This window comes from Terricaulis silvestris (assembly GCF_009792355.1).
GTDB classification, from domain to species: domain Bacteria; phylum Pseudomonadota; class Alphaproteobacteria; order Caulobacterales; family Aquidulcibacteraceae; genus Vitreimonas; species Vitreimonas silvestris.
In genome coordinates this window covers 162302-174567 of sequence record NZ_CP047045.1, presented here as the reverse complement: position 1 = coordinate 174567, position 12266 = coordinate 162302, and the positions used below count along the sequence as shown (strand labels likewise).

Below are 12266 nucleotides of genomic sequence, written 5' to 3'. Positions count from 1 at the left end.
CTAGCGCCGCAACCTGACGCCAATGGAGGCAACGTTCTCTTCGTAGCTCCGACCGAAGTCGGCACCTTCAGACTCTTGCTCGCCATGGCCGATGCGCGCGTTAAACGATGTGAAGCGATTGAATTCGTATTCGCCGCCGGCGTAGACGGTCCATCGCCTGTCTTGGCGGTCAATCTCGCCGTACTCCTCGAAGCTGTACCCCGATGCGACGCTCAAAATGATATTGCGGCGGTATTCGTAATCGATGCCGATGTTGGCGTCGGTGTTGACAAGGCTTCTCGCGCCCACTGCAAACGCCTCGCTTACGGCGCGTTCGACGCCCACGGTAACGGTCACTAATTCGTCGGGATACCACTCGATCTGACCACGCGCAGCGAAACCTGTTTGTTCTTCGACGCCTGGTTCGTCAAACGATTGTGCGTAATAGCCAACGCCCAGTTCCCCGCTCATCAGGTGCGTCAGGTCAAAATTGGCGCCGACGAGAACCTCGTAGCCCTCGCTATCTTTGTTCACGAGCACCGCCGGCGGAACGAGGTCGTGCTCGCGTGTGTTTGCCTCGGCCGACACAAACAGGGACGTACGCGCCGTCATCGCGTAATCGGCGCGCAAGCCATAGCTGACTTGCGTCACATCGCGGTCGTCGACCTCAAATGGCAACCCGTTGGTCAATTCGCCGTCGTGAAAATCTCTTTCAAGCATGCTCGCGCGACCGGCCAGGCGAACTCGATTGAAGGTCTGTGCAAACCCCACATATGCGCCGGTCGTGTCGTACTCGAGCGGGTCGCTAAGTTCGACTCCGCTCGGGAGAAACGAGTACGGTTCTGTCCGTCGCCCGTAGCTCGCGCCGCCATTGACGCTAAGGCCGCGATCGATATCGAGACGGCCGCCGAGTTCGGCAATGACGTCCGTTGCCGAAAAGTCGGAGGTATAGTTCACTGTCGGAATGTCGAGCGAGCCGTGGAGTTCGTGTCGACCCCAATTGGATTCAAGATCAATGCGGACATCGGCCTGGTAGACCGTGCTGGCTTCTGGATCGGTTTCGCTGGCGGCGACGTTGTCGCTATAGCCGAGATCCAGCGACACTTGCGGTTTCAACCAAAATCCGCCGAGGCGCCATCCGAGTTCGGCCGATCGCTCCACTTGCCGGTCGCGAACGCTCGGATTTCCATCACGTCGAAAATAGTCCGTTCCGCCATCCTCTACCTGAGGTTGCGCTCGCACGTCGCCAATCATGAAGATCGCAGCAAGTACGCTTGCCACCGCCCCAACACCACATTTAGGCATTTTGGCCCCCGCCGTTAACCTTTGGTATTGGGTACCAAAAGATGCGCTTAAGCAACAACCCGAGGCAGCCAAGTTCCGCGTGCGTGTGCCATTATTATCGCGAGAATTAACGCTGGGGTTGACCGCGTCGTCTTGGAAGACCGGGTCAGCAGAGCGTTGAGGCGGTTAGAACCTGCGTTCCGGAATACGGATGGTGTCGCCCGGCTGCACCAAGGTGGTGCTGGTCAGAGGCACGAGCTCTTCGTTCTCGGCGTCCGCGTGCTTGATGTACACCCGCCGTGTGTCGGCTCGATACGTAAAGCCTCCCGCCGTAGCGACGGCGTTCATCACCGTGAGCGCGCCAGTAAAGGGAAAGGTTCCCGGCGAACCCACCTCGCCCATGATATAATAGGGGCGATAATTGACGACCTCGACCGAGATCAGAGGTTCGCGAACATAGCCGTTTCGAAGCACCTCGGTCAGTGTCAAGGTAAACTCGGGAACCGTTTGACCCGACGCCGGCACCTCGCCAACAAGCGGATAAGAAACGTTTCCGGTCGGACTGACGACGAATTCGCCCGAAAGGTCGGCCTCGCCAAAGACGTTGACACGGACTTTGTCGCCGGGGCCAAGCCGATATTCAGCAACCGGCGTTGCCCCTGTCGCTGTCTGCCTGACCGGTCCTGCGTCTGAAGCGCAAGCGGCGCAGAGCAGAACCAACGCGCAGGCGAACAACCGCCGCACCGAATTGGCCCACATCGGCTTCCTCCTCCATCGTCAAGCTTGGAGATTACACGTGGCCCGCGCCACTACTCAACAGCGTTGTTCTAATCGCCGCCGCTTGGAGACGCCATCTTGACGCGTTCTTCGATCAAAAACGTCACTGAATCGCCGAAAAACCGCGCTGCACACAGCCGACCCGTGGCGTAGGCGCCGGTATCAACGCAAATGCGGCGATGATCTCGATAGGGCGTCGTCACTGGCGTATGGCCGTGCACGACAACGTGGCTAAAGGCGCGGGTGTCGTTCAAGAACTTTCCGCGCACCCAAAATAAGTCGTCGTCGCGCTGACGCTCGATCGGCAGGCTTGTGTCAACGCCCGCATGCACGAACAGGTAATCGCCAACAATCACGAAGCGCTCAAGCGACTGCAAGAACGCCAAGTGCGACGCCGGCATGTTTTGCTTCAATTGATCGCGGGCCTGAACAATGGCTTCCGCGCTTGAACCTATCGAAGGCAAGGGCGAGACCCCGTAGGAGACCAGCGTTTCGAGCCCCCCATGCGCAAGCCAACCGCGGTTCATGGTTGGCCCGTCGAGAAAATTCAGCATCGACTGTTCGTGGTTGCCTTTCAAAAAGCGCCACTCGATGCCCGGGGGCTGCTGGCTCAAAAGGTGCGCGATGACTTCAGCACTGTCGGGGCCCCGGTCAACATAGTCGCCCATGAATATGACGATGGCGTTTTGACTGTTTGCCTCAGCGACGTCGTGTGCGATCCGGAGCAGCATCTGATCCAGAAGGTCGGCGCGACCATGCACATCGCCGATCGCAAACCCGAGGCGTGCTTCCGCGAATGAGGCGAGACCCTTCTTTCGCTTAGCCTTGCCGCGAGGGCCGCTCGTCATGGTTGGTTCCACATTTGCGCCGTCCTATGTGGCGCGAGACCTTAGACCCGTTAATGTCGCGGTTCGGTCGCTATAATTCAACCTGAGGTCAAACACGCCTTCATGACCAGCATCGTTCGCCTGGCGTCCAACGCAAACCCGATTTGCGGGGCGACTTTGGTCATCATCCTGGCGGCGATGGTGGTGGAAGGGGCAAACACCCCTGCGGCGGCAGCGCTCTTGTCTGGCGCTTTGTTGGCCACGCTGTTTGTCTCAATCTTGACCCTCCCCTCAAGTGTCATGGGGCAAATTCTGGCCTCAAATCGCGTGCCTGCTGCTGCCGCCACCGCTTTTGTCGTCTTGGCGGCGCTCTCGGCGGCGCCGCTTCAATCTCCAGATCTGGCGGCCCGTTTCGCCCACCCGCTCGCCCCAGCCTTTCAGTGGTTGCGTCCGTCGATGTCGCTTGCACCGACCAATACAATCGAAGGGTTGATCGCCTTTTTGGGGCCGTTGACAGCGTTTGTGCTGGGCGCGCTCGCGAGCTTGCGACACTCACGCTCCGTGGTCAGCGCATGGCTCTGCGCGTTGACCGTGGTCTACGCTCTCTATGCCCTTAGCCAGTACTTCGCGGGGCAAGCCGACGCGAGGCTCGACGCACATATTGGCTCGGCAAACGCCGCCGCCGCCTTGTTCGGCGCTTTGGCGATATTCGCCTGTGCGCGCGTGATCGGCAAAGCCGGTCCTCGGAATGGGCCTGAGAGAGCGCCACGACACATGCCACGCGCCTTGAATTGGGTTGCGGCTTCGCTTCGCGCACCCTTGGCTACGGCTGCGTTTGCCCTCGCCGTTGCGTGCGCGTTGTTGACGGCCTCACGCGGCGGGCTCGCAGCCACCGGCATCGGATTTGGCGCATTTGTGGGGCTGCTCGCGCTTCGCGCCAGCGGCGCAAGGCGGACGCTCATCTTGGCGCCTGCGCTTGCGTTGGGGGCGCTCGGGCTTTGGTTTATCGCCATGGGCGCCGATCCGGTGCTGGGCCGATTTGGCGATGTGGGTGCGGCGTTGGAGGGGCGACAGGAATTGCTTGCGCCGCACTGGCAGGCGTTTTTATCGAGGCCGCTTTTGGGCCACGGGCTCAACACGTTTCACGACCTGAACGCCATGGCGATCACGCCGGACAATTGGGATAGCTTGAGGATCGTGGGCGCGGCCCACAACATTTACGTTCAAGCGCTGGAGGAGACAGGCGTGATCGGCTTGGCGCTCTTTGTGCTTATGGTCGCGCCGCCGCTTTGGCGTGCGCTCGAAAGCGCCGTGATGGACAAATCTGCCCCGCACTGGAGCGCGGCCCTCTACGGGGCGTCGTTGTTGTTCTTGGTCCACGGCGTCATGGATTTTACGTTGCAGATCCCAGCGATCGCAGCGCTTTTCGCCTTCTGCCTTGGGGCGTTCTCAAACCCAGCCGTACGGCAGCACCGCCAACAGAACGGATCGTTTTAGCCCCGACCGCAGCCGTGGCCGTTCAGATGGCAATAGCCAGAACCATTGGCGCCGCCGGGCGAGCCCGCCGGAACCAAAGGCGACGAAGACGGCGATAGAGGCCCTGGGCGTCCAACGTCACCTGTCGGGCCGATAGCGCCCGTGGGCTCGTCAGACGTTATCTGCGCAAATTGCGTCGCGTCGTTCAACGCGGACTGGACGGTCGCACAATTAGCGCCGCCCGCCTCATATCCAAGATCGGCGCGGAGCCGATTTGACAGATCCGCCGCGGCCGGGTCCGTCGGGGGCGTCTGGTCTGTGCCCGAAACATTCGCCAAGGCGGCGTTGACGGTTTCCATGGGGACCCCCGCACTAGCGGTCTGGATCGCCAACAAAGCTTGCTCGCGATCCAAGCAAGGCCCCTCCAAGCTCGGCGGCAATTCGTTGGCGCCGAGCAGCGAGGGAACATCGGGCGATGCCGGAACCACACTGGCCTCCCGCTCTGGAGGCGGCCGGCGCCGTTCAATCCCGTCAGCCAACGCGAGTTGCACCAAAAGCACGGATCCGAGCGACACCGCGGCCGCCAGGAAGACCGGGGCAAGCCGGGACTTTGGCATTTGAGGCCGCATAACCGTTCCCCCGATAGGCTGTTCGAGCTCAGGTTTACAACCGCGACTCGGACCTGGCCAGGGAAATCGACCCTCTAATTCTGAAGTCGCCAAGCCTGGGTCGGCGGCGTCACGAACGCCGGCGCGATCGTGCTGTCGGCATTTAATTGAGAGTGCAAGATCAGAGTCTCAGGCGCTTCAACGCGTGCGCTCGCCCATGATTGAAGGATCGGTCCACTCTGGCGCGAGAGCCATTGATAGCCCAGCGAGGCAAGCTCTCGCGGCTCATCATGCAAATTGTCGAGTACAAGATCGCCGCGATCTGTTTGAACCACCAGCACGGCGTGGCGTCCAATCGTTGGCGCCGTCACCACGGCGAGCACGAGCGATTGGGGCAACCAACCCAAAGCGATCAGTCGCGCTCTTTTTTCCAGCGCATAATCCTCGCAGTCCCCGCTGGCCGCCAACCCAGCACGCACAGAGACCGGCACGGTCCAATAATCCGGCACGCCGTACTGGTCTTGATCCGACACCGGGGCGATGGTGTGATTGACGTCGCGGCTAACCTCGTTCAATTGTCGCCACCGCCGCCGTGTCAGAATCTCGTGTTCGCGCGCTTCGTGGTTCGCATTCGAGAGCCTAGACGGAGTGGCTTGCCGGGATGTGTCGTCGGACTGCAAGCAGGCTTCGGGTTCGCGCGCACAGAAAGCGACTAGTCCCGATGGCGCCGGAACGGCGGGCCCGGCAAGCAGCCTCACATTAGTTGCCGACGGCGGTGGACCCAAATCTGCGCTCGGCCGCAGCATGGCGCAGCCCGACCCGAGCATCGACAGGCAGGACGCCGTCGCCAGTAACAAAACCTTGGACAAACTCGAAGTCCGCCGCCCCTGGGGGCTAACGGCTTGCTTGTAACCAAACAGTCTTTATTCGCCGTAAAGATAACACGGATAACAATTTCCACTCATGCCCTAACGCGGTGGCAGAGGAACCAATGAAGCATTCGCTGCAATGAGCGATGTCGCAGAGCAGGTGCAAACAGGTGCTCTTTGGCGGACTTGCGTTGACCTGGGAACGTCGGCGTCCAAGGTCAGCGTTTGCGCCCGCGCCCAAGACGGCCGCGGCCCCTTTTTGCATCCTTTAAAGATCGGCTCCTTCACAGGCGAGCCCAACCCCTATTTGGTGCAATCGGCGATGCTTTTTGATCGCGACCGCATCCACTTTGGGATTCGCGCGACCGAGGCTGCGAGCCATGAAGAATGCATCTCTGAGCTACTTCAATCTTTCAAGATGTTCCTAGCGGCCCGTGACGTTGAAGAGTCTTTGTCGCTCAAGCTTAAGCGAACAACCGACCCTTCAAATCTTTTTACGCAACGCGACGCACTCACGCTCTACACGGCTTACGTCTTGTCGCTCACCGAGCGCGCAATTAAACGCGAGCCAAGGCTTTCGAACGATGCGCATATAAGCCAACGTCGATACGCCTATCCGATCTGGGGACCCGACACGAAAGCGAACGCTGTGGTCGCGCGCCTTTTTGATGAGGCGCAAGCGATCGTGACCGAGCTTGGCGGTGATCTCGTCGAAGCAGATAGTCTAGCCTTCGAAGTCGCCAGAGCCTCACTTGACCGCGCGCGTTCAAAGCCTGGCTTTGGCCGCGTGGAAGCGGGCGTCTTTGAAGCTCAGGCCGCCTCGGAATGCCACTTTGCCTTCGCCACCGAGATTCCTGAATTTGTGCTGGTCTTCGACATGGGCGCGGGCACGACCGATTTTGCTTCGTTTAGACGCGCAGGTGATGGCGCAGCGCGTCACCTCGAGGAGATTCTCGTAGCGCGCCGAACACTCGCGCTCGGATGCGATGAGATCGACAATGTTCTCGTGGCGATGTTCATTGACAAAACCCCCAAGGCAAGTCCGGCAAGCGTCAAGCGTGCGTTCTGGAAGCGCCTGAAAGTGCGGGCGCGCCAATTGAAGGAGACCCTCTTTCGCGAAGGGGTCTGCCACGCGACTTCCCAAGGTAAGAAAATGACGATCCGCTTGAACGACCTCTACCGAGACAAGGGCTTTCGTGACTTTAAGGCGTCGTTGCGCGGCGCGTATCAAGACTGCCTTAGCCGCGTGCTCCGCGAGGCTCTTGCGGCAGGCGCTCAGAGAGTTGACGTCATTCCCGCGGGCGGCGGCGCCATGCTCCCCTTTGTTCAAAACATGTTGTCCAGCCCAGGCGCAACGCTTCGCGGCCAAATGCGACTAAGAGTGCATCCCAACATTCCCGGATGGATCGAGAACGGCGACGACGCTGACCGGCTGGGGCCAATATTTCCCCAGCTCGCGGTCTCGCTGGGGGGCGCAATTGCGCCGCTTCGTCCATCAGAGGCCCATTTTTAAGGGTGTCGAAGATCGGCGTTGCGGCTTGCCTTAAATGACAACGCCTTGCTTATAGTTCGGTATGCTGAAAGCGATCGTCCTTGCACTTTTGGCAAGCGCCATCATGGCCTGCGGCGTCGTCTTCGAGGGTGCAGCGCAAACCCAGGCGGCGCTAGACGTCGTCCACGTCGCCCAACGAACCTCGTCAATCCAACTCCAAGAACGGATGCTTGCCGGCGCGGCCGCGCGCTTGCAAAAAAGCTGGGCCCAACCGACGCGCTGGAACGCCAGCGCCGCAGAAGCGCTCTCAGCGATTTATGCCATGCGCGCGAACGCCGCCGGCGGCGACGAAGCGATTTATGCTGAAAGCATGTTGTGGGCGATGCGGGCCACACAAATCGGGCCCACACAGCCCAATGCGTGGGCGAGGCTGGCCACGTTTTCCATCATGGATCTTGCGCACGCGCCCTGCGCGGCACAGACCTGTCTTGAAAGAAGTTGGATCGCGGCGCCTATGCTCGATGCGGAATCCGACTGCGCCCGGCTTCGCATCGCACACGCAGGGGGCTTGCAAGAATCGTTGATCAGCGAACGTATCGATTGGTATCTTCGCTCCGGCGTTGGCGCCGACCAAGCCGCGGCCTGCCTTGCGTTTGTGCCGCGTGAAGATCTCTTCCAAATGATGTTGCGGTCTCGATCGAGTGCAACGCCATGACTCTGAGCGGTCGAAAGGCGTCCTGCCGCGCATCAAACAACTAAAGCAAAACGGACGCGGCGCACCGGGGCAGCGTAGCAACATGCCACAGTTGAGCGCGCGCGGCATCGCTCGACGCTGCCTGAGCGGCGATCAGACAGAATGGTCGTCGCGCACTCACTTCATCGCATCGCCGGCCACATGCGCGATCGTTCTGCCTAGTTGCGATATCACTCGGCGACGCCCTTGTCCTCAAGGGCGAGGTATGGCGGAACGGTGCTTGGCGCGTGAAGGCGGACAGACGCTACGACGCTCGCTCAGTGTGTCTGGCGGCATCAGATCCTCTATGCGGTCAAACCTCGGGTGACGCGGTCTCGTGATTGACAGTGCGGCGTTCGCCGGTCCGCGGTCGTCGCCATCATCAATTTCCATGCCCACTCTCATTGCACCCCCGGAAAATCAGCGATCCCAATCGGCGCTCGCTGAGAGACAAAAACATGTTGCGGATAACTACCATGATAATTGGTCGCCTGGTGCATGCTGCTTGGTCGAGCGCGCCGCGTTTTGCAGGAAGTGGCGCGCGCTGGTCGAAGCAAGATGGCGTGAGAAGCACCCGCCAATCGGCTATGGGCGGCCGAGCACCTGGCAGGCGAACGCAAACGAGACCTTGGACCCTGTTACGTGGTCCTGGGACAAGGCCCCGTTTGCGCCGCTTTAGCCTACCCGCTTGGGTGAAGTCTTGCGGGAGCGGGAAACCGAGCTTGGTGATCTTGCCTTCCCGCCCGTGCGGTTGAGGAACAATGGTCCCGCGCGGTCTCTAATTTGAACGCCAAATATTAGAGCTTGGCAATAACCCGTTTGTACGCAGCGTTTGGACTTATGACGTGAGGCCCTTTTACGAGCGGCGTAGGCGCACGCGCTGCCGACCGCCGCTGCGCATGGGTTCATGGGCGCGCGCCTTGAGCGCGACCAGCCGACCTTGCCGCACGATCTGGCTCGCGCGCTTCAAACTCGTTAAAAGCGGCCGAACGCTCAGCTCTGGAATAACTTCGCCCCATGTCGTTTGTATGAGCGCGACAATTTCGGCGCTCCTCAACCACGCGGTCTCTGAGCGCCCGAGGGCCTCCAACACAAACTCGCGCTGGCTGCGGGGACGTGGCTGGCGAACCTGATGGGAGACCCCCACGACCTTATCGATCGAAAAACGAGCCAGCACCCGCTCGGTTACCGCAAGCTCGCTATCCTCGGCGCTCAAACGCTCTATCGCACGCTCAATCTCCGCGCGCCGAGCGCGCAAGGCATTCAGTGGGTCATTCATTGCAGTAATGTGTAACCACTCGAACGATTGTCTTCAATACAGTTGGGCATAAGCCCTTGCACTAACCGCCATTCACCTTGCGTATCCTCATGCCGCCTCCAGGTAGAAAACACGCCATCCTTGATTAATCTTGGAGCCACGCATCGCAAACCACGGATGATCCGCAATCAGTACTCAGTATTGCAATTAGACTTTACGCCTAAAGACAATGTAGTCGAGGTTACGGAGTATTCTCTCTGCTTTCGTACTATTTCTGCGAAGCTTCGCAGCCGGCGGACAATTACCGAACGCTGCAGACATAATTACAGATTGGAGCAGAGTTCCCGTTCGTTCGTACTCCATGAGGGGTATGCGCTCAACGACAACGGCCACGTTTTCGACCGCTCAAGTAGGCGCGACCTGCGCACGTCAACGGCGCAAGCGCAGTCCTGGCGGGGCCTCGCCGCCGCGCACGTCGACGGGAGCATAACTTAGCTCGCTAGAGCGACGCGCCTTCGTCCGGTAGCAGACACACTAGGGATCGCTGAAACGCCGCGATTTCGCAGTGACGCTGTGCAGACGTTCCCGCTCGGCTTCCAGCCAAACAAGCCGCTTGAAGAACGCTTTGCGCCCCTGGCTTGTGCCGCCTCGCTCATAGCGGAAAAGGCAGCGTTGAATCTCGGCGTTGAGTTCAGCCAACGTGAGCGCCTCAACATCGGCGCTGCTCTGTGCGTATCCAGACCGCTTGCCCATTGCGGGAAAGGCTAGCCGAGATGGGTCAAGCGAGCAAAACTTGAGATTGGCGCGAACTGGGGTCCTGGGCGCCCGGAAGGCTTTCGATTGGGATGCAATGGAGCGCTTGCACGAACAGGCTCTGATCTCGGACCCAGTCAAGAAATCAAAGACAGTCGCATTCTCCGACGGGGCTTCCTCAAAGCGAAAGCGGCCTTCGCTAAACTGTTTCAAGACTAAACCGTCGCCTACCCGCTAACGGCCTGATGTCCATAGGCGCTCGTATCGAAGCAAACGATGCGCCCAATCCTCCAACTCGTGCGTCGGTACAAGGTGCCTCGCTCTTCGCGATCTATGAGCGCGCTGGCAGCAACGCATATCGCGGCGCCTTCATGATCGGCGCCTCGAACCGCGCTGACGGTGTATCGGGCACTGACGGCGCCGCTTGTGTGCGCGATCTGTACTGTCGGATTGTTGGCAGCCGCTAAAATAGAAAAAGCCCCGGCACGAAGACCAGGGCTTCAAGTTTTGATTGGGGACTTTGGTCGCTGAAATTCGGGTAATTCGGCAAATCTACTCAAGCACTACGTTGGTGCAACGACTGGTGTGTGAACCTTATGTGTAACGGGGTTGCCCGTCGCTTTCTGGTAGGTCATCTCTCACAGATGGACTTGCGTTCGAGACCACGCGCCGCTGTTCCAGCGCCTGTGCTTCGCGACCGCCTGACACGCGCGCGGCTCGCACGCGAGAGCTTGCGGCGTCACGCGCCGCAACAAGCCAAAGACACGCTAGATGACCTAGAGCGCGAAATCCGAACGCTAGAACGCGACCTCACGCGCGCGCACTGATAATGCAGCTCTAGCCGCCGAAACGCGTTTCACCGCCGCGTCGCTACCATAAATGGGGTATCTCTCCTCTGACAAAATCTGAGGTCGCAGGCGCTTTTCAATTGAGGCACCGCTACAACTCAATAAAGCAAGTCTCGGCGAGGCTCTAAACGGGCCTCGCCGCTTTCGCTAACGTTCACGCTCCCGGCACTCAGAGCGAAATCGATGCCGGCAAGATCGCTAAACCAAATGGTGATTTGACGGCGAACTGCCGCCGATCCGCGGGATCGAACCTCGCCTTATGCAGACAGCAACGACCTGATCAGGTGTTCCACCAGGCCTTTGTCGGATTCGATCCCCGCCGAGTTGTACTGTGACTTGTCTCGGCTGGCCCAGACATCGACAACCCTCACTCCCGCTGGCGAAACGTCGAGCCTTGCGCCAAAGATGCACGCGCCCGTCCAACTGCGGTGAAAATAAAGCCAGCCGTTCTCGAAGAAGATGAACCACTTGTCGTCCATGCTTTCGGGAATGAAACCGCGACGCATCTGGTCGCCATCCGCGTCCGTGAACAAAAGCGACAACTTGAAATGCTCTCGCTCGGCGGGGAGCGGCAACTTCTTCCAAGACTCTTTGGTTGCGGGCGCGTCTTCACTCATCACTCGGCATTCCGCGCAGTCACTCGCCGTCGAGTCAGCGTCCGCTTCGGGCCAGGACCGCGTCGAGCGCGAAATTTGCTGAGTGGCCGGCGCGCTCCAATCCGCGCGCTCGCGCCCCGACCGTCAATTCGGCGCACGCTCGCCGTGTGCGGACATTCAATCAGCGTCGTCGCCGGGCGCATAGATGTCGACTCCCAGTGAGATCCCACGCGCGCCGAGTGCCATCAAAGTTGCAGGAGCAATCTCGGCGCCTTCATTCGTCTCCAGCATAAACACGCTACAATAGAACATCGCCTCATGCCGACTCGTTACCGAAGCCCATCGGTCCAAGTCGTCGGTCATTTGCGCCAGCAATTCTAAGATTTGGCGATCCAAGCATTGATCACTACGGCTCTTATCTCATAAACAGATGGCAGCGGCGCTGCGGTCGCGAGACTACACGCCGCCAGGCAAGCACGCCTGACCGCATTCTCCTCCCCTCGCCACGCCTGCCGCGCCAGAGTGCCATTCGGTGGCGCCTCAGCGTTGAGCATGGCATAAACGGGCTCTCCGAGGGACAGTGGAGAGTTGTCACGCTTGGCACATTGATCGCCGGCTGCGCTGCTGCCATCGCGCTCCTCACTCTGGCCTCACCTGCCACGGCAAGCGTGGACGACTTGATTGGACGATGGACCGCACAGGATGCCGGCGGCGAAGTTACGAGCATTCAAGTGACGCGGAGCGGATCTGGCGTTCGCATTCAAGT

Annotated in this window: 13 protein-coding genes; 5 read left to right on the top strand and 8 right to left on the bottom strand. The window is 60.0% G+C overall.

Going from position 1 to position 12266, the window contains the following annotated elements:
* The 3 genes from DSM104635_RS00890 to DSM104635_RS00880 all read right to left on the bottom strand — a co-directional run bounded on the left by DSM104635_RS00890 (nucleotide 1) and on the right by DSM104635_RS00880 (nucleotide 2888).
* Nucleotides 1–1356: an outer membrane beta-barrel protein gene (locus tag DSM104635_RS00890; protein WP_158764378.1), complete on the bottom strand. Its 1356-nt coding sequence runs from the start codon at nucleotides 1354–1356 to the stop codon at nucleotides 1–3.
* A gap of 93 nt (nucleotides 1357–1449) precedes the next feature.
* Complete coding sequence (locus tag DSM104635_RS00885; RefSeq protein ID WP_158764377.1) at nucleotides 1450–2022, bottom strand: polysaccharide biosynthesis/export family protein; 573 nt, start codon at nucleotides 2020–2022, stop codon at nucleotides 1450–1452.
* Between the two features lie 68 nt (nucleotides 2023–2090).
* Nucleotides 2091–2888, bottom strand: coding sequence for a metallophosphoesterase family protein (locus DSM104635_RS00880; protein WP_158764376.1), 798 nt, complete (start codon nucleotides 2886–2888; stop codon nucleotides 2091–2093).
* A gap of 102 nt (nucleotides 2889–2990) precedes the next feature.
* On the opposite strand from DSM104635_RS00880, the gene DSM104635_RS00875 reads away from it, so the two are divergent.
* On the top strand, nucleotides 2991–4364 hold the full coding sequence (locus DSM104635_RS00875; RefSeq protein ID WP_158764375.1) for an O-antigen ligase family protein: 1374 nt from the start codon (nucleotides 2991–2993) through the stop codon (nucleotides 4362–4364).
* A 682-nt stretch (nucleotides 4365–5046) separates the two neighbouring features.
* Here DSM104635_RS00875 and DSM104635_RS00870 read toward each other — a convergent pair.
* Nucleotides 5047–5757 (bottom strand): transglutaminase-like cysteine peptidase, encoded by a 711-nt coding sequence (locus tag DSM104635_RS00870; RefSeq protein WP_228446013.1) that lies wholly within the window; start codon nucleotides 5755–5757, stop codon nucleotides 5047–5049.
* Between the two features lie 202 nt (nucleotides 5758–5959).
* On the opposite strand from DSM104635_RS00870, the gene DSM104635_RS00865 reads away from it, so the two are divergent.
* Nucleotides 5960–7333: an Hsp70 family protein gene (locus DSM104635_RS00865; protein WP_158764373.1), complete on the top strand. Its 1374-nt coding sequence runs from the start codon at nucleotides 5960–5962 to the stop codon at nucleotides 7331–7333.
* 61 nt (nucleotides 7334–7394) lie between these two features.
* Complete coding sequence (locus DSM104635_RS00860; protein ID WP_158764372.1) at nucleotides 7395–8027, top strand: hypothetical protein; 633 nt, start codon at nucleotides 7395–7397, stop codon at nucleotides 8025–8027.
* Nucleotides 8028–8901: 874 nt separating this feature from the next.
* Here the strand turns inward: DSM104635_RS00860 and DSM104635_RS00855 are convergent.
* Complete coding sequence (locus DSM104635_RS00855; protein WP_158764371.1) at nucleotides 8902–9324, bottom strand: hypothetical protein; 423 nt, start codon at nucleotides 9322–9324, stop codon at nucleotides 8902–8904.
* Between the two features lie 513 nt (nucleotides 9325–9837).
* Complete coding sequence (locus DSM104635_RS00850; protein ID WP_158764370.1) at nucleotides 9838–10056, bottom strand: hypothetical protein; 219 nt, start codon at nucleotides 10054–10056, stop codon at nucleotides 9838–9840.
* On the opposite strand from DSM104635_RS00850, the gene DSM104635_RS20135 reads away from it, so the two are divergent.
* Complete coding sequence (locus DSM104635_RS20135; protein ID WP_407703509.1) at nucleotides 10004–10294, top strand: DUF6429 family protein; 291 nt, start codon at nucleotides 10004–10006, stop codon at nucleotides 10292–10294. The genes DSM104635_RS00850 and DSM104635_RS20135 overlap by 53 nt on opposite strands.
* Nucleotides 10295–10301: 7 nt before the next feature.
* Nucleotides 10302–10523, top strand: a complete 222-nt coding sequence (locus DSM104635_RS20130) for a phytase (protein ID WP_158764369.1) — start codon at nucleotides 10302–10304, stop codon at nucleotides 10521–10523.
* Nucleotides 10524–11161: 638 nt separating this feature from the next.
* Here DSM104635_RS20130 and DSM104635_RS00840 read toward each other — a convergent pair.
* Both DSM104635_RS00840 and DSM104635_RS00835 read right to left on the bottom strand, forming a co-directional pair.
* Nucleotides 11162–11521, bottom strand: a complete 360-nt coding sequence (locus DSM104635_RS00840; RefSeq protein ID WP_158764368.1) for a hypothetical protein — start codon at nucleotides 11519–11521, stop codon at nucleotides 11162–11164.
* Nucleotides 11522–11677: 156 nt separating this feature from the next.
* Nucleotides 11678–11896 carry a DUF4279 domain-containing protein gene (locus DSM104635_RS00835; protein ID WP_158764367.1) on the bottom strand — a complete coding sequence of 73 codons (219 nt, stop codon included), beginning with the start codon at nucleotides 11894–11896 and terminating at the stop codon, nucleotides 11678–11680.
* Nucleotides 11897–12266: the final 370 nt, after the last annotated feature.